At 67.4% G+C, this 20332-nt stretch carries 22 protein-coding genes and 1 rRNA gene; 20 read left to right on the top strand and 3 right to left on the bottom strand.

The features are described 5' to 3' along the window. The first annotated feature begins 23 nt into the window (after positions 1–23). The 7 genes from rrf (at position 24) to recN (ending at position 5878) form a co-directional block, all read left to right on the top strand. Positions 24–137, top strand: a 5S ribosomal RNA gene (rrf, locus tag ACX12F_RS16325). Between the two features lie 199 nt (positions 138–336). Next, positions 337–1170, top strand: coding sequence for a tetratricopeptide repeat protein (locus tag ACX12F_RS16320; protein WP_459365587.1), 834 nt, complete (start codon positions 337–339; stop codon positions 1168–1170). 1 nt (position 1171) lies between these two features. Next, entirely contained in the window at positions 1172–2197 is a 1026-nt protein-coding gene (locus tag ACX12F_RS16315) for an HAD-IIA family hydrolase (RefSeq protein ID WP_459365586.1), read from the top strand. 8 nt (positions 2198–2205) lie between these two features. After that, positions 2206–2376, top strand: coding sequence for a hypothetical protein (locus ACX12F_RS16310; RefSeq protein WP_204158606.1), 171 nt, complete (start codon positions 2206–2208; stop codon positions 2374–2376). A 6-nt stretch (positions 2377–2382) separates the two neighbouring features. Then, positions 2383–3192 (top strand): TlyA family RNA methyltransferase, encoded by an 810-nt coding sequence (locus ACX12F_RS16305; protein ID WP_459365585.1) that lies wholly within the window; start codon positions 2383–2385, stop codon positions 3190–3192. Next, on the top strand, positions 3189–4112 hold the full coding sequence (locus ACX12F_RS16300; RefSeq protein ID WP_459365584.1) for an NAD kinase: 924 nt from the start codon (positions 3189–3191) through the stop codon (positions 4110–4112). The genes ACX12F_RS16305 and ACX12F_RS16300 overlap by 4 nt, the downstream gene beginning before the upstream one ends. Beyond that, the gene (gene recN / locus ACX12F_RS16295) at positions 4112–5878 is read left to right on the top strand and encodes a DNA repair protein RecN (protein ID WP_459370379.1); all 1767 of its coding nucleotides are present in this window, start codon (positions 4112–4114) and stop codon (positions 5876–5878) included. Before ACX12F_RS16300 ends, recN begins: the two co-directional genes overlap by 1 nt. Positions 5879–5881: 3 nt before the next feature. Here recN and ACX12F_RS16290 read toward each other — a convergent pair whose 3' ends face one another. Together ACX12F_RS16290 and ACX12F_RS16285 are read right to left on the bottom strand one after the other, a co-directional pair. Next, the gene (locus ACX12F_RS16290) at positions 5882–6757 is read right to left on the bottom strand and encodes a pyridoxamine 5'-phosphate oxidase family protein (RefSeq protein WP_459365583.1); all 876 of its coding nucleotides are present in this window, start codon (positions 6755–6757) and stop codon (positions 5882–5884) included. Between the two features lie 8 nt (positions 6758–6765). Next, positions 6766–7227: a VOC family protein gene (locus ACX12F_RS16285; RefSeq protein ID WP_459365582.1), complete on the bottom strand. Its 462-nt coding sequence runs from the start codon at positions 7225–7227 to the stop codon at positions 6766–6768. Positions 7228–7366: 139 nt separating this feature from the next. Here ACX12F_RS16285 and ACX12F_RS16280 point away from each other — a divergent pair, with 139 nt between their 5' ends. From ACX12F_RS16280 to ACX12F_RS16250, 7 genes are all read left to right on the top strand, one after another. Then, positions 7367–7888 carry a CGNR zinc finger domain-containing protein gene (locus tag ACX12F_RS16280; RefSeq protein WP_459365581.1) on the top strand — a complete coding sequence of 174 codons (522 nt, stop codon included), beginning with the start codon at positions 7367–7369 and terminating at the stop codon, positions 7886–7888. Positions 7889–7988: 100 nt separating this feature from the next. Continuing rightward, the gene (gene steA / locus ACX12F_RS16275; RefSeq protein ID WP_459365580.1) at positions 7989–9173 is read left to right on the top strand and encodes a putative cytokinetic ring protein SteA; all 1185 of its coding nucleotides are present in this window, start codon (positions 7989–7991) and stop codon (positions 9171–9173) included. 7 nt (positions 9174–9180) lie between these two features. Further along, positions 9181–10122 (top strand): copper transporter, encoded by a 942-nt coding sequence (locus ACX12F_RS16270; protein WP_459365579.1) that lies wholly within the window; start codon positions 9181–9183, stop codon positions 10120–10122. A gap of 131 nt (positions 10123–10253) precedes the next feature. Next, on the top strand, positions 10254–12032 hold the full coding sequence (locus ACX12F_RS16265; RefSeq protein WP_459365578.1) for a CTP synthase: 1779 nt from the start codon (positions 10254–10256) through the stop codon (positions 12030–12032). Then, positions 12025–12639: an NUDIX domain-containing protein gene (locus tag ACX12F_RS16260; RefSeq protein ID WP_459365577.1), complete on the top strand. Its 615-nt coding sequence runs from the start codon at positions 12025–12027 to the stop codon at positions 12637–12639. Before ACX12F_RS16265 ends, ACX12F_RS16260 begins: the two co-directional genes overlap by 8 nt. A 32-nt stretch (positions 12640–12671) precedes the next feature. Beyond that, complete coding sequence (gene xerD / locus ACX12F_RS16255; RefSeq protein ID WP_459370378.1) at positions 12672–13616, top strand: site-specific tyrosine recombinase XerD; 945 nt, start codon at positions 12672–12674, stop codon at positions 13614–13616. Between the two features lie 32 nt (positions 13617–13648). Then, the gene (locus ACX12F_RS16250) at positions 13649–14026 is read left to right on the top strand and encodes a DUF1622 domain-containing protein (protein WP_459365576.1); all 378 of its coding nucleotides are present in this window, start codon (positions 13649–13651) and stop codon (positions 14024–14026) included. 3 nt (positions 14027–14029) lie between these two features. On the opposite strand, the gene ACX12F_RS16245 is transcribed toward ACX12F_RS16250, so the two are convergent. Then, positions 14030–14764, bottom strand: coding sequence for an O-methyltransferase (locus ACX12F_RS16245; RefSeq protein WP_459365575.1), 735 nt, complete (start codon positions 14762–14764; stop codon positions 14030–14032). Positions 14765–14865: 101 nt separating this feature from the next. Here ACX12F_RS16245 and ACX12F_RS16240 point away from each other — a divergent pair, with 101 nt between their 5' ends. From ACX12F_RS16240 to der, 6 genes are read left to right on the top strand one after another with little or no spacing between them, the layout of a single operon-like run. Continuing rightward, positions 14866–15804: a ParA family protein gene (locus ACX12F_RS16240; RefSeq protein ID WP_459365574.1), complete on the top strand. Its 939-nt coding sequence runs from the start codon at positions 14866–14868 to the stop codon at positions 15802–15804. Continuing rightward, positions 15804–16673 carry a segregation/condensation protein A gene (locus ACX12F_RS16235; RefSeq protein WP_459370377.1) on the top strand — a complete coding sequence of 290 codons (870 nt, stop codon included), beginning with the start codon at positions 15804–15806 and terminating at the stop codon, positions 16671–16673. Before ACX12F_RS16240 ends, ACX12F_RS16235 begins: the two co-directional genes overlap by 1 nt. Beyond that, positions 16670–17476: an SMC-Scp complex subunit ScpB gene (scpB, locus tag ACX12F_RS16230; RefSeq protein ID WP_459365573.1), complete on the top strand. Its 807-nt coding sequence runs from the start codon at positions 16670–16672 to the stop codon at positions 17474–17476. The genes ACX12F_RS16235 and scpB overlap by 4 nt, the downstream gene beginning before the upstream one ends. Beyond that, positions 17476–18228 (top strand): pseudouridine synthase, encoded by a 753-nt coding sequence (locus tag ACX12F_RS16225; protein ID WP_459370376.1) that lies wholly within the window; start codon positions 17476–17478, stop codon positions 18226–18228. The genes scpB and ACX12F_RS16225 overlap by 1 nt, the downstream gene beginning before the upstream one ends. After that, complete coding sequence (gene cmk, locus ACX12F_RS16220; protein ID WP_459365572.1) at positions 18225–18908, top strand: (d)CMP kinase; 684 nt, start codon at positions 18225–18227, stop codon at positions 18906–18908. Before ACX12F_RS16225 ends, cmk begins: the two co-directional genes overlap by 4 nt. Further along, positions 18905–20311: a ribosome biogenesis GTPase Der gene (der, locus tag ACX12F_RS16215; RefSeq protein WP_459365571.1), complete on the top strand. Its 1407-nt coding sequence runs from the start codon at positions 18905–18907 to the stop codon at positions 20309–20311. Before cmk ends, der begins: the two co-directional genes overlap by 4 nt. Positions 20312–20332: the final 21 nt, after the last annotated feature.

Genomic DNA, 20332 nt, shown 5'->3' with positions numbered 1-20332 from the left:
GTGGAGGCGTAATTAAATAGAGTTACGGCGGCAACAGCGGCAGGGAAACGCCCGGTCCCATCCCGAACCCGGAAGCTAAGCCTGCCAGCGCCGATGATACTGCCCTACACGGGCGGAAAAGTAGGACACCGCCGAACACAAATTAGGAATCACCCCCCACATTTATGTGGGGGGTGATTCTATTTGAGGAATTTCTATTTCTCGGCGCGGAAATGACCCTGGGCCGGCTATCGATTGGTTCGGTACCCGTGCCCAGCTGGCGCGTTTCGCGGGCAAAGTTCGGCCAGCGACGGGTCGGGCCGTATTCTGACCTGAGATTTCGTAGGAAAGGTTCCAGTGGTCGACAACAGGCAGGGCGGCGATCGTCGCCCCTCGCGCAGAGACGACGGCGACGCACGGCGGGGACAGCGGCCTCAGCGCGACCGCACGCAAGCGCCCAGGCGGCCCGGCGCCGATCGGAACGGTCGGCCGCCTCAGTCCCGCGACGCTGCGACAACGTCGGATCAGTCCTCTGGTCCCAGGCTGCCCGATGACGTCGAAGCCAAGCAGCTGTCGCCCGAGGTGCGTCGTGAGCTGACGACCCTCGACAAGGCGACCGCCGACTACGTGGCCAAGCACCTGGTCATGGCCGGCGACCTGCTCGACGAAGATCCGGAAGCGGCGCTCGAGCACGCACGTGCGGCACGGCACCGGGCTTCGCGTATCGCTGCGATCCGGGAAGCCGTGGGTATCGCGGCCTATCACTGTGGTGACTGGGCGCAGGCGCTTTCCGAACTGCGTGCTGCGCGGCGGATGGGAAGCAAGTCGCCGCTGTTGGCCCTCATCGCCGACTGCGAGCGCGGCGTCGGCCGTCCGGAGCGCGCCATCGAACTGGGGCGCAGCCCCGAGGCGGAGCAGCTCACTGGTGACGACGCCGATGAGCTGAAGATCGTCCTCGCCGGTGCGCGGTGCGATCTCGGCCAGCCAGCCCAGGCTCTCGCGTTGTTGCAGAACCCGCCGCTGGATTCCACGCGAACGGGCCAGACCGCGGCACGGTTGTTCTATGTGTACGCCGAGACGCTGCTGGCCCTCGACCGCACCAACGACGCACTCCAGTGGTTCCTGCATGCCGCGGCCGCGGATCTGGAAGGCGTCACGGACGCCGAGGACCGCGTCGCCGAATTGGGCTGACGTGACGACGCTGGCTCAGCTGCACGACTGTCTGCTCCTGGATCTCGACGGTACGGTCTTCCGTGGTCATGAGGCCACGGAAGGAGCGGTGGACGCCCTTGCCGCGGTGACGTCGCGCAAGCTCTACGTCACCAACAACGCGTCACGAAGCCCGGCCGAGGTGGCTGATCACCTGGACGCGCTCGGGTTTTCCGCGCTTGCCGACGATGTGGTGACCAGTGCCCAGAGTGCGGCACACCTGTTGGCGCTGCAGCTTCCTGCAGGAGCGAAGGTGCTTGTCATCGGGACCGATGCGCTGGCTGCTGAGGTCGCGGGCGTCGGCCTGCAGCCGGTGCGGCAGTTCACCGACGGCCCGGTCGCTGTCGTGCAGGGCCATTCGCCGCAGACCGCTTGGGCTGATCTGGCCGAGGCGGCGCTGACCATCCGGGCCGGTGGCCTTTGGGTCGCGGCGAACAGCGACAAGACGCTGCCGTCGGAGCGTGGACTGCTGCCGGGGAATGGTTCGATGGTCGCCGCGCTGCAGACCGCCACCGAACAGGTCCCGCAGGTCGCCGGTAAGCCGCAGCCGACGCTGATGAACGACGCCCTGGCACGCGGCCGGTACGAATCGCCGCTGGTTGTCGGGGACAGGCTCGATACCGACATTGCGGGGGCGAATGCCGCCGGTCTGCCGAGCCTGATGGTGCTGACCGGGGTGAGCAGCGCGGCCGACATGGTGCATGCCATTCCCGCGGAGCGTCCCGGGTACCTGGCGCCTGATCTGCGCTCGCTGACCACGTCGGCAGACGTACTGCGGGTCGGGCCACACCCCGCGTGGCGGGTCGAGGTGTCCGGCAATGGAGTCACCGTCACCGTGCACGCCACCGGTGAATCTGTCGGTGACGATCTGTCGGTGGTCCGGGCGACGGCCGGCGCCCTGTGGGCCGGTACTCCCAACGGGCGGATGCGTATCGCGGCCGGCGACGACACGGCACGCGCAGCATTGGATCGGTGGTCGCTGCTCGACGACGCTGATCCGCTAGCGTGAACATCGCTATGAGTACCGATCCTGACCAGATCCGCGAAGACATCGCGGTCCTGCTGTCCCATCTGCCGGATCTGTCCGGCGACGGCGACGAGACCCCGGATCTCGAGGCTGTCGCGGCGGGTCTGGACCACGCCCACAATCTTCTGGTCCGGGCCCTGGAATCGGTCGAGAAGGGCTGATCGCACGTGACGCGACGCGCACGTGTTGATGCTGAACTCGTCCGCCGGGGGCTGGCCCGGTCTCGTCAACAGGCTGCGGAACTGATCGAGGCCGGCCGCGTGACCATCGACGGCATGCGGGCCTCCAAGGCGTCGACGGCCGTCACACCCGCGGCCAACCTCCTTGTCGCCGAATCCACCGAACGCAGCTGGGTGTCCCGGGGTGCGCACAAGCTGATCGGGGCCCTCGACGCGTTCGGGGTATCGCCCGAGGGCAGGCGCTGCCTGGATGCCGGCGCTTCCACCGGGGGATTCACCGAGGTACTGCTCGACCGGGGTGCCCGCGAAATCGTCGCGGCCGACGTCGGGTACGGCCAGTTGGCCTGGTCGTTGCGGTCCGACGAACGCGTCATCGTCATGGAGCGGACGAACGTTCGGGAGCTGACGGCCGAAGCCATCGGGGGCCTGGTCGACCTGGTGGTGGCCGATCTTTCTTTCATCTCACTGGCGACCGTCCTGCCGGCACTGACCGCATGTGCGTCGGCCCAAGCCGATATCGTTCCCATGGTGAAGCCGCAGTTCGAGGTGGGCAAGAATCGAGTCGGAGCCGGTGGCGTGGTTTCCGACCCCGAACTGCGCGCCGATGCCGTGTTGACGGTGGCGCGGCGCGCCGCGGAACTGGGCTGGCACGCGGTCGACGTCACAGCCAGCCCGCTGCCCGGCCCGTCCGGCAACGTGGAGTACTTCCTGCGTTTGCGGACCACCACTGATCACCCGCTGGAGGGCGACGCTCTTGTCGCCGCCATCGGTCGCGCGGTAGCCGAGGGGCCGCAGTGACATGTGAACGGACCGTGCTGCTGGTGATTCACACCGGCCGCGATGAAGCCACCGATACTGCGACCCGGGTGGAAAAGGTACTGGGCGACAACGGAATCGGTCTGCGTGTGCTGGCCGCCGAGGCCGTCGATCGCGGTGCTCTGCACCTGGCGCCGGACCACATGCGGGCACTGGGTGTCGACATCACGGTCGTCGATCCCGACCAGCACGCGGCCGACGGCTGTGAACTGGTCCTGGTGCTCGGCGGCGACGGCACGTTCCTGCGGGCGGCGGAACTGGCCCGCAATGCCGAGATCCCGGTGGTAGGGGTGAACCTCGGCCACATCGGTTTTCTGGCAGAAGCCGAGGCCGAGGCCATCGACCAGGTGCTCGAGCGCATCATCGACCGCGACTACCGGGTCGAAGAGCGGATGACGCTCGACATCGGGGTGCGGGTCGACGGTGAGATCGTGCAGCGCGGTTGGGCGCTCAACGAGGCGAGTCTGGAGAAGAGCAGCCGGTTCGGTGTGCTGAGTGTGGTGCTGGAGGTTGACGGCCGTCCGGTGTCAGCGTTCGGCTGTGACGGTGTGCTGGTGTCGGCGCCTACCGGGTCGACGGCCTATGCCTTCTCCGCGGGCGGCCCGATCCTGTGGCCGGACCTCGAAGCAATCCTGGTGGTACCCAACAATGCTCACGCGCTGTTCGCCCGTCCGATGGTGACCAGCCCCGACGCATCGATCGCGATCGAGGTCGAAGCGGGCAACAATGACGCCATGGTGTTCTGCGATGGCCGTCGCCAGATGGTGGTCCCGGCCGGCGGCCGGCTGGAGGTCACCCGCTGTGACACGTCGCTGAAATGGGTTCGTCTCGACAGCGCCCCGTTCTCCGACCGTTTGGTGCGCAAATTCCGGTTGCCGGTGAAAGGGTGGCGCGGCCAGTAATGCTGACCGAGATTCGCATCGAGGCGCTGGGCGCCATCAGTGCGGCCACTGCCGAATTCGGCCGCGGCCTGACTGTGCTGACCGGCGAGACCGGTACGGGTAAGACAATGGTGGTCACCAGCCTGCATCTGCTGGGCGGCGCACGTGCCGATCCCAGCCGGGTGCGCTCGGGCTCTGCCCGGGCTGTCGTCGAAGGTCGTTTCACCACAACCGAACTCGGTGACGGCGTGTCCGAACGGGTCGACGAGATTCTGGAAGCTTCCGGTGCCGACCGTGACGACGACGGCAGCGTCATCGCCGCGCGGTCGGTGAGCAAGGACGGGCCGTCACGGGCGTTTCTGGGTGGTCGGAGCGTGCCGGCGAAATCGTTGGCGACGTTCACCACCGAATTGCTGGCCCTGCACGGGCAGAACGACCAGCTGCGGCTGATGCGCCCCGATGAGCAGCGTGGTGCGCTCGACCGCTATGTCGACGTGACGGGGCTGCTGGCGAAGTACCGCAAGTTGCGTGACGAATGGCTCACCGCTCGAAGGGATTTGATCGACCGGCGGCAGCGGGCGCGGGATCTCGCGATGGAGGCCGACCGGCTGCAGTTCGGGCTGAAGGAGATCGACACCGTGGCGCCGGAAGCCGGCGAGGATGACGCGTTGGTGGCCGATATCCGCCGGTTGTCCGAACTGGATGCGCTGCGGGATGCGGCGCAAACGGCCCGTGCCGCATTGTCGGGTGAGCTCGGCGACGGCCCGTCGGACGACGCCGCATCGGCACTCGATGCCGCGGCGCAGGCCAAGTCGGTGTTGTCGGCGACGGACGACGCGACGCTGCGCGCCCTCGGCGACCGGCTGAGTGAGGTGCTGGCGGTGCTCGGCGACGTGTCTGGTGAGCTCGGTGACTATCTGTCCGAGTTGCCCAGTGATGCAAGCACTCTGGAATCGAAACTGGCCCGCCAGGCCGAGCTGCGCAACCTCACCCGCAAGTACGCCGCGGATATCGACGGGGTATTGCAATGGGCTGCTGACGCCCGGCAGCGGCTGTCGCAGCTGGACGTCTCCGAAGAGGCGCTGGCTGAACTGCAGAAGCGGGTGGACGAACGGCACGACAAGGTCGTGCTCGCCGCCGCCGAGGTCACCAAGGCGCGGACCAAGGCGGCGAAGTCCCTGGCGAAGGCAGTGACCGCCGAGCTCGCGGGGTTGGCGATGGGCGGGGCCGGCTTCAGCATCGCGGTGTCGCCGCTGGAGGCACGCACCGATGACAGCGCCCCGCTGACCTTGCCGGACGGCACCGCCGTCCATGCGGGCCACGACGGCGTCGACGCCGTCGAGTTCGGTTTCACGCCGCACAGTGGTTCGGACGTGCTGCCGCTGGCCAAGAGCGCGTCGGGCGGTGAGTTGTCCCGCGTGATGCTGGCGCTCGAAGTGGTGCTGGTGGCATCGCGCACGAATTCGATGGGCACCACCATGGTGTTCGACGAGGTCGACGCCGGCGTCGGCGGCCGGGCTGCGGTGCAGATCGGCAAGCGGCTGGCGCGCCTGGCTCGCACGCACCAGGTCATCGTCGTGACCCACCTGCCGCAGGTCGCGGCCTACGGTGACGTACATCTGGTGGTCGAGAGCGGCCCCAAGTCGAGCAGGGTGGTCCGCCTCGAGGATGACGATCGGGTCGCCGAGTTGGCCCGCATGCTGGCCGGACTCGGCGACACCGACAGCGGCCGCGCCCACGCGCGTGAGCTGCTGGCGGCGGCGCAGCAGGAGCATGCCACGCCGTGACTGTCACGCGGGGTTGGCGGGCGAGAGCTCTGCCGGGCCCCACCGCAGTGGGCTGACGCCGGTCAGCTCCACGACCTCCTCGACGGTGAATTCCACTGAACACTGGGGGCCCTCGTCCCAGATGATCGCGGCGGTGCCGGTGAGCTGCAGGGTGGTGCCGGTCTCCCAGTCGGGGATCAGCAGCCCGCAGTGGGGGTTGGCGCTGATGTTGCCCAGCGTCATGAACATCGAGTTCCCGCGATAGTCCGGCCACCGCAGCCGGTTCGGCGAAAGCACCTGCAGGAAGCCGGGATTGCCACCGCGGTGTGAGGCGTCGGCGTTTCCGTCAGGATCGGCCGACCCGATGAAGAAGGTATTGGCGCGGGCGATCACCTGCAGTGTCCGCTCATCGAGTACCTCGGCATGCCGGACAGCCGGCTCGGGATTGTCGGCGTCCACCGTCTCGATGTGTCTGCGGGAGATGTACTTCGGGCAGTTCGAGTACACCTGGTCGGGATGGATCTGTAGCCCGTGATCGGTCGGATTGGTCAGCCCGTTCACGCGCATACGGCGACGGGTCTGCGGTTCGATCGCGATCATGCCGACCCGTTGGTCCGGCCGGCGGAGGACATTGTGCAGCGGGTCGCCGGGGACGGGCAGGGCGCCCACGGTAATGGTCTGGTCGTCGGTGTGTACGAACCCAGCGGAGCCGGTGACCAGGCTGGCCCAGACCCGGCCCGCGTCGTCGGTCGCGGCGAGCACGACCATCGGCTGCTCGATCAGGAAGGCCGCCGCGGCGGCCGGAATCTCTGTGCGGATCATCCGGCCGACGCGGGCAGCGATCTCCGCCTGGCCCATGCGCCGCTGCACTGCCAGCTCACCGGCGTGGTAGGCGTTCATGGCGCGGCTCAGAAGAATCCGCAGGTGGGGGCGGCACCGCTGGGCGCCGGAGCACTCTCGGCACCGTTCGGTGCGCAGATCTCCAGGCGGATGCCGTCGGGGTCGGTGAAGAAGATGCCGCCCGAGGCCGCGCCTTCGCCGTGGGCCACCACTCCGTCGTGCGCGAACGTCACGCCCAGCTCTTTGAGCGCCGATTCCACGCTCTGAACCTGCTCGATGGTGTCGACCTGGAACGACAGGTGGTGCAGGCCCGGGGTCCGGGTGGAGAACGTGCCCGCACTCTGTTGCCACAAGGTCAGCCGCAGGGTGTCATCGGAGCCCAGGAAGGCGTACCGGTGGTGGCCCTCCTCGCTGATGCCGAGCTGTTCGAAACCCAAGGCGCGTCGGTAGAACTCGACCGAACGGGTCAGGTCGGTGACGTTGAGCCCGACGTGGCCGGGGGCGAGCTTGGCGGTGATGGCGGTGGTCATCGATTCCTCCGTTGTAACTAGTTAAGTGGTATTTGAAGGTTAGAATTGGAGGCGCGACGTGTCAACCATCAAAATAGATATTGATGGTTAGAGGGCTGTCGGGAGGCTGTCGATGCAGGAGGGGCGGTTAATCTCAGTTATGCGTGATCCGCGCCCGCATGTCGGCGAACCCCTCGCGGTGGATCTGCTGAACACCCAGTGGATGTCGGCGAATGGGCCGCAGGATCTGCTGACCGACGTGGCGGGGCTCCGATGTTGGCTGGTGGCCAACGATCTCGGCGATCGTTGTGACGCCGATGAGAAAACCCGCGCGGCCCTGGTGCGCGCCCGTGAGGCGATCTTGCGGGTGGTCACCGATAGTGCAGCCGATGAGTTGAACGCCGTCCTCGACCACGGTCGTATCCGGCGCACCCTCGCCGACTCCGGGCCGCGGGACGACCTGGAAGTGGCTCGGTCTGAATGGCTTCCGGGATGGCTCGCCGCGGACAACTTGCTGCAATTGCTGGCCGAATCGGCCGGCCGGATCAAGCAATGCGCCCATCCGCACTGCGTGCTCTGGTTCTACGACACTTCGAAGAACGGCGCCCGACGCTGGCACTCGATGACGACCTGCGGCAACCGCGCCAAGGCGGCTCGGCACTACGCGGCGAAGCGAGATTGAGACCCTTTGGCTGTTACAGATGTGACAAAAGAAAACTTCTGAGGCTGTTGTTACGGCGCGCCTCCACCTCTACTTGAGGGTTCGTCGACAGAATCGACGCATGAAGATGGCAGCGCTGCTCACCCGAAATGCCGGACCCAAGCCGGGCGTGACCGGAACCGCCCGCGTTGACCGTGACATCGACCGACTGCTGCGCCGTGTCGGTCCAGGGGACATCGTCATCCTCGATGCGCTCGACCTCGACCGCATCACCGCCGACGCGCTGGTGGAGGCCGAGGTCGCCGCCGTCGTCAACGCGTCGTCGTCGATCTCGGGTCGTTACCCGAATCTGGGGCCGGAAGTGCTTGTCGCCAACGGGGTTACGTTGATCGACGAGACCGGCCCCGAAGTCTTCAAGAAGGTCAAGGACGGCGCCAAGGTGCGGCTGCACAACGGCGGCGTGTACAACGGCGACCGCCGACTGGTCCTCGGCAACGAACGCAACGACGAGCAGATCCACGAAATGATGCACGAGGCCAAGAGTGGGCTCGTCGCGCACCTGGAAGCGTTCGCCGGCAACACCATCGAGTTCATCCGCAGCGAGAGCCCGCTGTTGATCGACGGCATGGGTATCCCGGACATCGACGTCGACGTGAACCGCCGGCACGTCGTGGTCGTGACCGACGATCCCACCGCCGAGGATGACCTGAAGGCCATCAAGCCGTTCATCAAGGAGTACCAGCCGGTGCTCGTCGGTGTCGGCGCCGGGGCGGACACCCTGCGCAAGGCGGGCTACCGGCCTGCGCTGATCGTCGGCGACCCCGAAGATATGAGCGCCGACGTGCTGCGCTCCGGTGCTCAGGTGGTGCTGCCCGCCGACGCCGACGGTCATGCCAAAGGTCTTGAGCGCATCCAGGATCTGGGCGTCGGTGCCATGACCTTCCCGGCCGCCGGCTCGGCCGCGGACCTGGCGCTGTTGCTCGTCGACCATCACGGTGCCGCGCTCATCGTCACCGCCGGTCACCGTGCCAACATCGAAGAGTTCTTCGACCGCACGCGGCAGTCGAGCACCCCGTCGACGTTCCTGACCCGCCTGAAGGTGGGGGAGAAGCTGGTCGATGCGAAAGCCGTTGCGACGCTGTACCGCAGCCGGGTGTCCGGCGGCGCCATCGCGCTGCTGGTGCTGGCGATGCTGGTCGCCGTCATCGTCGCGCTGTACGTCGCGCGCGCCGACGCCACTGTCCTGCACCTGGTGACCGACTACTGGAACCGCTTCCTGCTGTGGGCCCAGGGGCTCGTGAGCTAGCCGGACGATGATCTCCCTACGCTCGCATGCGATCTCGCTGGCCGCGGTGTTCCTGGCGCTGGCCATTGGGGTGATGCTCGGTTCCGGTCTGTTGTCCAACACGCTGTTGTCCGGACTGCGTGACGACAAACACGAGTTGCAGAACCAGATCAACGGCCTGACCGACGAGAAGAACGCACTGAACCAGAAGCTCAGTGCGGCAGGCGAGTTCGATGCCCAGATGTCACCGCGCATGGTGCGCGACGCGCTGGCGGGGAAATCTGTCGTGGTGTTCCGCACCCCAGACGCTGCCACTGACGACGTCGATTCGGCCGCGAAACTGGTTGCGGCCGCCGGCGGTTCGGTGACCGGCACCATCGCGCTCACTCAACAGTTCGTGGATGCCAACGCCTCGGAGAAGCTGCTGTCGGTGGTGAATTCGCCGATCGTGCCCGCCGGGCGTCAGCTGAACACCCGGACCGTCGACCAGGGGTCCCAGGCCGGTGACCTGCTGGGCATCACGCTGCTGCGTGATCGCAACCCGGCCGTGCTGCCCGTGGACGACATGCAGCGCGACACTGTGCTGGCCACACTGCGTGACACCGGCTTCATCACCTACGGCAGTCAGCGCGTCGGGGTCGCCGACACGGCGCTGATTATCACCGGCGGCGCGCTGGGTGACGACGCCGGCAACCGTGGTGCCACGGTGGCTCGACTGGCCTCGGGCCTGGCGCCGCACGGTGCGGGCACGGTGGTGGCGGGCCGTGACGGCTGCGCGTCCGGTACTGCCGCGGTGGCGGTCGTGCGCTCCGACGCCGGACTGTCCGGTGCGGTCGGCACCGTCGATGACATCAACACCCAGGCCGGCCGGATCACCGCCGTCCTGGCGTTGCAGCAACTGATCTCCGGCGGCCATCCGGCGCAGCTCGGCATCGGTCGCGGCGCCAGTTCGGTGACGGTTCTGCAGTAACCGGTTCGTGGCGACCATCACCGGCGCGTCAGTCCCAGCTCGCGCCGGTCGGTGATAGGGTGAAACTCCGTGGGTCGGCAGGCCCCAGGTAGTTCAACCGCTACCGTGCCCCATCACCACGGAGGTCATTCTTGGCATCGCTACGCAGGCACCCACAGGCCGCGACGAAGCACATTTTTGTCAGCGGCGGGGTCGCTTCCTCGCTCGGTAAGGGTCTGACCGCCAGCAGCCTGGGCCAGTTGCTCACCGCGCGTGGTCTGCACGTGACGATGCAGAAGCTGGACCCGTATTTGAACGTCGATCCGGGCACCATGAACCCGTTCCAGCACGGCGAGGTGTTCGTCACCGAGGACGGTGCCGAGACCGACCTGGACATCGGCCACTACGAGCGCTTCCTGGACCGCAACCTGTCCCGCTCGGCAAACGTCACGACCGGCCAGGTGTACTCGGAGGTCATCGCCAAGGAGCGCCGCGGCGACTACCTCGGCGACACCGTCCAGGTGATCCCGCACATCACCGACGAGATCAAGAGCCGCATCCTCGAGATGGCGCTGCCCGACGCCGAGGGCAAGCGCCCCGACGTCGTCATCACCGAAATCGGTGGAACCGTAGGCGATATCGAGTCGCAGCCGTTCCTCGAAGCCGCTCGCCAGGTCCGGCACGACGTCGGCCGCGAGAACGTCTTCTTCCTGCACGTGTCGCTGGTGCCGTACCTGGCGCCGTCGGGCGAGCTGAAGACCAAGCCCACGCAGCACTCGGTGGCCGCGCTGCGCAGCATCGGTATCACCCCGGACGCGCTGATCCTGCGCTGCGACCGGGACGTGCCGGAGCCGCTGAAGAACAAGATCGCGCTGATGTGTGACGTCGACATCGACGGCGTCATCTCCACGCCGGATGCTCCGTCCATCTACGACATCCCCAAGGTGCTGCACCGCGAGGAGCTCGACGCATACGTGGTGCGCCGGCTCAACCTGCCATTCCGCGACGTGGACTGGTCCGAGTGGGACGACCTGCTGCGCCGGGTGCACGAGCCCAAGGAAACGGTGCGAATCGCCTTGGTGGGCAAGTACATCGACCTGTCCGACGCCTACCTGTCGGTGGCCGAGGCACTGCGCGCCGGTGGGTTCGCCCACCACTCGAAGGTCGAGATCCGCTGGGTCGCGTCCGACGATTGTGAGACCGACCAGGGTGCGGCCGCCGCGCTCGGTGATGTGCATGGCGTGCTGATCCCGGGTGGCTTCGGCATCCGCGGTATCGAGGGCAAGCTCGGCGCCATCCGGTACGCCCGCCGTCAGCGGCTGCCGCTGCTGGGCCTGTGCCTCGGATTGCAGTGCATCGTGATCGAGGCCGCCCGGTCGGTGGGTATCACCGGCGCCAACTCCGCGGAGTTCGACGAGCACACCCCGGACCCGGTGATCTCCACCATGGCCGACCAGCGCGACGCGGTGTCCGGCGATGCGGACCTCGGCGGCACCATGCGCCTCGGCGCGTATCCGGCCGTGCTGCAGGCAGATTCGATCGTGGCCAAGGCGTACGACGCCACCGAGGTGTCCGAGCGGCACCGGCACCGCTACGAGGTGAACAACGCCTACCGCGACCGCATCTCGGAGAGCGGGCTGAAGTTCTCCGGCACCTCGCCGGACGGCCAGTTGGTCGAGTTCGTCGAGTACGACGCCGACCTGCACCCGTTCCTGGTCGGCACCCAGGCGCACCCGGAGCTCAAGAGCCGCCCGACGCGTCCGCACCCGCTGTTCGCGGCGTTCATCGGGGCGGCGCTGGACTACAAGGCCGCCGAGCGGTTGCCGCTGGAGGAAATCGATTCCGAGGTGCACGGCGCCGGATCACATGCGGAGGGTTCGGACGACCAGACCGGTCACGATGCCGAGCAACTGCAAGAATCCCGTGGCTGAACACGATTTCGCCACGCTTTCGAGCGAAACCGTTTATGTAGGAAAGATTTTCGCGTTGCGGGCGGACGAGGTCGCGATGCCCGGTGGTGGTTCGGCTCGCCGTGAGGTGGTCGAACACTACGGGGCGGTCGCGGTCGTGGCGCTCGACGAGGACGGGAACCTGGTACTGGTGTACCAGTACCGTCATCCGATTGGGCGGCGGCTGTGGGAGCTGCCCGCCGGACTGCTCGACATGGGCGACGAGGCTCCGCACCTCACCGCGGCGCGTGAACTCGAAGAGGAAACCGGCCTGGCCGCCGCACACTGGCAGCCGCTGATCGACGTTGACTCGACGCCCGGATTCAGCGATGAGAGCGTGCGAATCTTCCTGGCCACCGGGCTGACCGAGATCGGCCGCCCCCACGTGCATGACGAAGAGGCCGATCTGCAGATCGCGCGCGTCCCGCTCGCCGACGCGGTGCAGATGGTGTTCGACGGCGTGATCGTCAATGCCCTTGCCGTGGCGGGGATCCTCGCGGCCGCACACCGGCCCGGCGAGCTGCGTTCCCTCGACGCGCCGTGGATCGACCGGCCGACCGCACTGCGCACCCGGCGGGAACAGGACTGATGACGGTGGCCGCTTCGACGTCTTCGTCCCCAATGGGGGTCCGGTCGCGGCTCGAGGCGCAGGTTCAGGGCTACCTGAACCACCTCAGCATCGAGCGGGGCGTCGCGGCCAACACGCTGAGCTCCTATCGGCGTGACCTCAAGCGGTACACCGCGCATCTCGCGGGCCGCGGCATCGATGATCTGGGCGCGGTCACCGAGACCGACGTCAGCGAATTTCTGGTCGCGTTGCGACAAGGTGATCCGGAGAACGGCGTCGTCGCGTTGTCGTCGGTGTCGGCCGCCCGGGCCGTCATCGCGGTACGCGGTTTGCACAAGTTTGCCGCCGCCGAAGGGCTCACCGACACCGATGTCGCGCGCAGCGTGAAGCCGCCGACACCGGGCCGTCGGCTGCCCAAGAGCCTCAGCTACGACGACGTGTTGGCCCTGCTCGACGGTGCCGGCGGCGACAGCGACGCCGACAATCCGCTGACGCTGCGCAACCGCGCCCTGCTGGAACTGCTGTATTCGACGGGGGCACGCATCTCCGAGGCCGTGGGCCTCGATCGCGACGACGTCGACACCGAGTCCCGGTCGGTGATGCTGCACGGCAAGGGCGGCAAGCAGCGGCTGGTGCCGATCGGCCGGCCTGCCGTCACGGCGCTGGACGCCTACCTGGTGCGGGGCCGTCCCGATCTCGCGCGCCGCGGCAAGGGCACACCCGCGATCTTCCTGAATGCGCGCGGCGGCCGGTTGTCCCGGCAGAGTGCCTGGCAGGTGTTACAGGACTCCGCCGAACGGGCTGGCATCACGGCGGCGGTCTCGCCGCACACCCTGCGGCACTCGTTCGCCACGCACCTGCTCGAAGGTGGCGCCGACGTGCGCGTCGTGCAGGAATTACTCGGCCACGCATCGGTCACCACGACGCAGATCTACACCCTGGTGACCGTCAGCGCGCTGCGCGAAGTGTGGGCCGGGGCGCACCCGCGCGCCAGATAACGATGGGGGTCGGCCGGAGCTAGCATCCGGTGATGGCCTTCTACGACATCATCGAGACGACCGGCAAGGTGATCGACGTCGTCGGTGTCGCGGTGATCGTTGGCGGTACGGTGATCGCCTTGGCCGCGACGGTTGTCAGGGTGCGCGGCACCGAGGGCGAATCGGCGGGCGGCGCGTATGACGCATTCCGCCGGCGGCTCGGCCGCTCGATCCTGCTCGGGCTTGAATTTCTGGTCGCGGCCGACATCATCCGGACCGTGGCCGTCACGCCGACCGCGCAGAGCGTCGCGGTGCTGGCCGGCATCGTCGCGATCCGAACCTTCCTGAGCTTCTCGCTGCAGGTCGAGATGACCGGTTCCTGGCCGTGGCAGCGCCCGGCCAAGCCGGTGGACGCCCCTCAGCCCAAGTAGCCGTCAGCCCAGGTAGTCGGACTCGAGCACCAGGTCGGACAGCGTCTTCTGATACTCGACGTGGGTGGGGTGTTCCAGGGTGTGCCAGTGCTTGCCCTCCTGGTCCCGCATGTACGCGCGGTAGGCCGGAGCGCCGGGCACCTTGACGTTGTCGGCGACGACGACGGCGCCGCGGCGCAGCCAACCACGGTCCATGATCGACTTCAGATCGTCGAGGTAGGCGGCCTTGTCGTGGTCGATGAACACGAAATCGAGATTGCCCGGCGCGAACCCGTGCTCCGCGAGCCGGTCGAGCGTGGCGCCGCCGTCGCCGATGGTGCCGACCACGCAGGTGATCCGGTCGGCGACCCCCGCATGGGTCCAGATGCGGCGGGCGATCTCGGCGTTGTCCGCCGACAGCTCGACGGTGAAGATGTGTGCCTCCGGGGCAGCGCGGGCCATCAAGAGCGCGCTGTAGCCGCAGTAGGTGCCCAGCTCGAGGATGCGTTCGGGGTGGGCGCGGATGACCGCGGATTCGAGGAGCAGGCCTTTTTCGTCGCCGACGTTGACGAGCATCGACTGTTCCCGGGCGAAGGTATCGATGGTCGCGAGGACATCGTCGACATCGCCACGACGGGCATTTGCTTCCACATACGCCGCGGCGGCGGCCTCGCGGCCGTCGCCCCACTGTCCCGTGTGCACGAATTTGCGCATCCCGAGCGCCATCCGGACGAACGACCACCGCTGCTTCCAGCTCATACAGTCACATTAGGACAGCGGGTCTGCCATCGGCAGCGGCGTGGCACCGTTAAACTTGCCCGGATGTTCGCTATGGGAGTCACGCCGCTGATCGGCGACGCATGACCGATGTCCCCACAGGCTTGGGGGGCCTGAGCCCGGTGGAACCGGTTTCGTTGCCGCTTGATGTCGATGGCTCGTCCGCGCCCGCAGATGCGGAACCCGCGATCGGCCTGACCGGACGCCCCGCGCGACACATTCCCGAGCCGAAACCCAAGAGCGTGCACGGCCCGGCCAAGGTCATCGCGATGTGCAACCAGAAGGGCGGCGTCGGCAAGACCACGTCGACCATCAATCTGGGCGCCAGCCTGGCCGAATACGGCCGCCGGGTGCTGCTGGTGGACCTCGATCCGCAGGGCGCGCTGTCCGCGGGCCTGGGCGTCCCGCATTACGAGCTGGAACACACAGTGCACAACCTGCTCATCGAACCGCGGGTGTCGATCGACGACGTGCTGATCAACACCCGGGTCAAGGGCCTGGACCTGGTGCCCAGCAACATCGACCTGTCGGCCGCGGAGATTCAGCTGGTCAACGAGGTCGGCCGCGAGCAGACGCTGTCCCGCGCGCTGTATCCGGTGCTGGACCGCTACGACTACGTGCTCATCGACTGCCAGCCGTCCCTCGGGCTCCTGACGGTCAACGGCCTGGCCTGTGCCGACGGCGTGATCATCCCGACCGAATGCGAGTTCTTCTCGCTGCGTGGCCTCGCGCTGCTCACCGACACCGTCGACAAGGTCCGCGACCGACTGAACCCCAAACTCGACATCAGCGGCATCCTCATCACCCGCTACGACAACCGCACCGTCAACGCGCGTGAGGTCATGGCCCGGGTTGTGGAGCGCTTCGGCGATTTGGTGTTCGACACCGTCATCAGTCGCACCGTGCGCTTCCCGGAGACCAGCGTCGCCGGTGAACCGATCACCACCTGGGCCCCGAAATCCGGTGGTGCTCAGGCGTACCGGGCGTTGGCGCGCGAGGTCATCGACCGGTTCGGCGCGTGATTTCGGACGTCGACATTCCCACCGAAACGGCCGGGGATGCGGCGCCGGAGAGCCCGGCGGCCGATCAGCCGGACGCCAAGAAACCGGGCTTCCAAGTCCGGCTCAACAACTTCGAGGGTCCGTTCGATCTCCTGCTGCAGCTGATCTTCGCGCACCGGCTCGACGTCACCGAAGTGGCGTTGCACCAGGTCACCGATGAGTTCATCGCGTACACCAAGGAGATCGGCAGCCAGCTGGAGCTGGACGAGACGACGGCGTTCCTGGTGGTCGCGGCGACCTTGCTGGACCTGAAGGCCGCGCGGCTGCTGCCCGCCGCCGAGGTCCACGACGAGGAAGACCTGGCGCTGCTCGAAGTCCGCGACCTGCTGTTCGCACGGCTGCTGCAGTACCGCGCGTTCAAGCACGTCGCGTTGATGTTCGCCGAACTCGAGGCCGCGGCGATGCGCAGCTACCCGCGTGCCGTCACCTTGGAGGACCGGTTCACCGAACTGCTGCCCGAGGTGATGCTCGGCGTCGACGCTGACCGGTTCGCCCAGATCGCGGCGGCCGCGTTCGCGCCGCGCCCGGTGCCGTCGCTGCGGGTCGATCACCTGCACGTGCAGGCGGTGTCGGTGCCCGAGCAAGCGAAGAAACTCATGAGGCTGCTGGAGAATCGAGGCGTCGGGGAGTGGGCGTCGTTCACCGAGTTGGTCGCGGACTGCGACGGCGGGATGGAGATCGTCGGGCGGTTCCTGGCGCTATTAGAGCTCTACCGTGCCAAGGCGGTAAACTTCGAGCAGATTGAACCGCTTGGAGTGCTGCAAGTTTCGTGGACCGGGGAGCGGCCGACGAACGAGCATCTGGCAGCGGCGGTGGAAGAAGACTCATGACAGACAACGACGCGGTGATTGCCGCGGACAGCAGCGTGGGCGAGGACGTCGACCCTGGCGCCGGTGTGACCGACGAAGCCGCTGTCACCGAAGGTGACGAGGCCGACAGCGCAGCTGAGGGCGACGACGCCGCTGAAGATGACGGCGACGAGATCGACACCGAGATCACCGATGACGAGTTGGGCTCGGCGCTGGAAGCCTTGCTTCTGGTGGTCGACACCCCGGCTCCGGTCGACTCGCTGGCCAGCGCGCTCGACGAGTCGATCGAGCGGGTCGAGGACAAGCTGCGCCGCATGGCCGCCGAGCTGGCCGAGCGCGGCAGCGGCATTGACCTGCGCGAGGCCGGCGGCGGCTGGCGGATGTACACCCGGGCCCGGTACGCCCCCTACGTCGAGCGGTTGATTCTCGACGGTGCGCGGTCCAAGCTGACCCGCGCCGCGCTGGAGACCCTTGCGGTGGTCGCCTACCGGCAGCCGGTGACCCGCGCGCGGGTGAGCGCGGTGCGTGGCGTCAACGTCGACGCGGTGATCCGGACCCTCGCGGCGCGCGGGCTGATCATCGAGGCCGGCACCGATGCCGACAGTGGCGCAACAACTTTCGCCACGACGGAATTGTTCCTGGAACGGTTGGGGTTGACGTCGCTGGCCGAGCTGCCGGAACTCGCCCCGCTGTTGCCTGATGTCGACGTCATCGACGACATCACTGAAACCCTCTCTGAGGAACCGCGTTTCGCCAAACTCGGCGGAACCCCTGCGCCGGCTGCGGAGCCGGCCAAATTCGACGTAGATCGGGACTTGACATGATGGCCAGTGAAGACGCGACAGAAGGCGTGCGACTGCAGAAGGTGTTGTCGCAGGCGGGAATTGCCTCCCGCCGCGTCGCCGAGCGGATGATCCTGGACGGCCGGGTGGAGGTCGACGGACAGATCGTCGTCGAACTGGGTACCCGTGTGCACCCCGATCGGCAGACGATCCGCGTGGACGGCAGCCGGGTGCTCGTCGACGAGGATCTGGTGTACCTGGCGCTGAACAAGCCAAAAGGCATGCACTCCACCATGTCTGACGATCAGGGCCGGCCGTGCATCGGCGACCTGGTCGAGCATCGGGTACGCGGCAACAAGAAGCTCTTCCACGTCGGCCGCCTCGACGCCGAGACCGAGGGGCTGATCCTGCTGACCAACGACGGCGAGCTGGCGCACCGGCTGATGCACCCGTCGTACGAGGTGTCTAAAACCTACCTGGCGACCGTGGCGGGGACGGTGCCCCGCGGTTTGAGCAAGACGATGCGTGAGGGCGTGGAACTGGACGACGGTCCTGTCCATGTCGATGAATTCGCGGTGGTCGACATGGCCGCCGGCAAGTCTCTGGTGAAGATCGTGCTGCACGAGGGTCGCAATCGCGTCGTGCGACGGCTCATGGCAGAGGTCGGATTCCCGGTGAAGGAACTGGTGCGCACCCACATCGGCACGGTGGCGCTGGGGGACCAGCGGGTCAACAGTCTGCGGGCGCTGACGCGCAAGGAAGTCGGCGAGCTGTACCAGGCGGTGGGCCTGTGAACGCCATCGTCATCGCGATCGACGGGCCGGCCGGTACTGGAAAGTCCTCGGTGTCAACGGGTTTGGCACACGCGCTGGGTGCCAACCACATCAACACCGGTGCGATGTACCGCATCGTGACGCTGGCGGTGCTGCGGGCGGGCATCGACCCGGCCGACGCCGATGCCGTGGTCTCGGTGTGCGAGCAGACCGAATTCTCGGTCAGCTTCGATCCCGATCACGACCACTCCTTCCTTGCGGGCGAAGACGTTTCGGACGAAATCCGCGGCGATGCGGTGACCCTCGCGGTGTCGGCCGTGTCGGCGATTCCCGCGGTGCGGGCGTTGCTGGTGCAGCGGCAGCGTGAGCTGATCGCGGCGGCTGGTTCGGTCGTCGTCGAGGGCCGCGACATCGGCACCGTGGTGAAGCCGGACGCCGACCTCAAGGTCTTCTTGACTGCCTCGGCCGAGGAGCGCGCCCGCCGGCGCAATGCGCAGAACGTCGCAAATGGCTTGGCCGACAACTACGAAGCGGTGCTGGCCGATGTCCGGCGCCGGGACCATCTGGATTCCACGCGCGCGGTATCGCCGCTGAAGGCCGCTGATGACGCGGTCGTGGTCGATTCCAGTGATATGACCCAGGCTGGTGTGGTGGCACATCTGCTGGATCTCGTGCAGCAGAAGGTAGGTGTGCGTCAATGAGCGACGAAGACGGTGTGTGGTTCGACGAAGGCGACTGGGAGGTCGGCTCGGAGGGATTCGACACCGACCTCGAGGAGTACGCCGGACCGCCGCCGGTGGTGGCTGTCGTCGGGCGGCCCAATGTCGGCAAATCGACTCTGGTGAACCGTATTCTGGGCCGCCGCGAAGCGGTGGTGCAGGACATCCCCGGCGTGACCCGGGATCGCGTGTCGTACGACGCGCAGTGGGTCGGGCGCCGGTTCATGGTGCAGGACACCGGCGGGTGGGAACCCGACGCGAAGGGTCTGCAGATGCTGGTTGCCGAGCAGGCCACTGTCGCCATGCGCACTGCCGACGCGATCATCCTGGTGGTCGACGCGGTGGTCGGGGCGACCGCGGCCGACGAGGCCGCGGCGAAGCGACTGCAGCGCTCCGGCAAGCCGGTGTTCTTGGCGGCCAACAAGGTTGACAACGAGAAGGTGGAATCCGAGGCCGCGGCGCTGTGGTCGCTGGGGCTGGGGCAGCCGTATTCGATCAGTGCGATGCACGGCCGCGGGGTGGCCGACCTGCTGGATGCGGTTCTCGAGGTGCTGCCGACGGTGTCCGAAATGGGCGGCGGGACAGGCGGTCCGCGCCGCGTCGCATTGGTCGGTAAGCCCAACGTCGGTAAGAGCTCGCTGCTGAACAAGCTGTCCGGCGACGAGCGGTCCGTCGTGCACGACGTCGCCGGCACCACGGTGGACCCGGTCGACTCGCTGATCGAACTCGAAGGCAAGACTTGGCGTTTCGTCGACACGGCCGGTCTGCGCCGTAAGGTCGGCCAAGCCAGTGGTCACGAGTTCTACGCCTCGGTGCGTACGCACGGCGCCATTGACGCCGCCGAGGTGGCGATCATGCTCATCGACGCCTCCCAGCCGCTGACCGAGCAGGACATCCGGGTGCTGTCGATGGTGATCGAAGCCGGGCGCGCGCTCGTCATCGCGTTCAACAAGTGGGACCTGGTCGACGAAGACCGGCGGTACCTGTTGGACAAGGAGATCGAGCGCGAACTGGTGCAGGTGCAGTGGGCGCCGCGCGTGAACATCTCCGCGAAAACCGGTCGGGCCGTGCAGAAATTGGTGCCGGCGCTGGAGACCGCGCTCGCGTCGTGGGACGCCCGTATCCCGACCGGACGGCTCAACACCTTCCTCAAGGAGATCGTCGCCGCCACGCCGCCGCCGGTGCGCGGCGGCAAGCAGCCGCGCATCCTCTTCGCCACGCAGGCGGCCTCACGGCCGCCGACCTTCGTGCTGTTCACCACGGGCTTCCTGGAGGCCGGCTACCGCCGCTTCATCGAACGCCGGCTGCGTGAAGAGTTCGGTTTCGAGGGCAGCCCGATCAAGATCAATGTGCGGGTGCGGGAGAAGCGCGGAGCCAAGCGCTGACCGCGGACGCGCCGCCGGACC

This window comes from Mycolicibacterium sp. HS_4_1 (assembly GCF_054515875.1).
The sequence above is the reverse complement of the archived record's forward strand: the minus strand, read 5'-3'. Positions and strand labels throughout refer to the sequence as shown.

What these genes read in the sequence shown, in the direction of transcription:
- ACX12F_RS16310 (WP_204158606.1), top strand. Translation starts at nt 2,206, where the DNA reads ATGAGTACCGATCCTGACCAGATCCGCGAAGACATCGCGGTCCTGCTG.
- recN (WP_459370379.1), top strand. Translation starts at nt 4,112, where the DNA reads ATGCTGACCGAGATTCGCATCGAGGCGCTGGGCGCCATCAGTGCGGCC.
- ACX12F_RS16290 (WP_459365583.1), bottom strand. Translation starts at nt 6,757, where the DNA reads ATGAACGCCTACCACGCCGGTGAGCTGGCAGTGCAGCGGCGCATGGGC.
- ACX12F_RS16285 (WP_459365582.1), bottom strand. Translation starts at nt 7,227, where the DNA reads ATGACCACCGCCATCACCGCCAAGCTCGCCCCCGGCCACGTCGGGCTC.
- ACX12F_RS16280 (WP_459365581.1), top strand. Translation starts at nt 7,367, where the DNA reads ATGCGTGATCCGCGCCCGCATGTCGGCGAACCCCTCGCGGTGGATCTG.
- steA (WP_459365580.1), top strand. Translation starts at nt 7,989, where the DNA reads ATGAAGATGGCAGCGCTGCTCACCCGAAATGCCGGACCCAAGCCGGGC.
- ACX12F_RS16270 (WP_459365579.1), top strand. Translation starts at nt 9,181, where the DNA reads ATGATCTCCCTACGCTCGCATGCGATCTCGCTGGCCGCGGTGTTCCTG.
- xerD (WP_459370378.1), top strand. Translation starts at nt 12,672, where the DNA reads ATGGGGGTCCGGTCGCGGCTCGAGGCGCAGGTTCAGGGCTACCTGAAC.
- ACX12F_RS16250 (WP_459365576.1), top strand. Translation starts at nt 13,649, where the DNA reads ATGGCCTTCTACGACATCATCGAGACGACCGGCAAGGTGATCGACGTC.
- ACX12F_RS16245 (WP_459365575.1), bottom strand. Translation starts at nt 14,764, where the DNA reads ATGAGCTGGAAGCAGCGGTGGTCGTTCGTCCGGATGGCGCTCGGGATG.
- ACX12F_RS16240 (WP_459365574.1), top strand. Translation starts at nt 14,866, where the DNA reads ATGACCGATGTCCCCACAGGCTTGGGGGGCCTGAGCCCGGTGGAACCG.
- scpB (WP_459365573.1), top strand. Translation starts at nt 16,670, where the DNA reads ATGACAGACAACGACGCGGTGATTGCCGCGGACAGCAGCGTGGGCGAG.
- ACX12F_RS16225 (WP_459370376.1), top strand. Translation starts at nt 17,476, where the DNA reads ATGGCCAGTGAAGACGCGACAGAAGGCGTGCGACTGCAGAAGGTGTTG.
- der (WP_459365571.1), top strand. Translation starts at nt 18,905, where the DNA reads ATGAGCGACGAAGACGGTGTGTGGTTCGACGAAGGCGACTGGGAGGTC.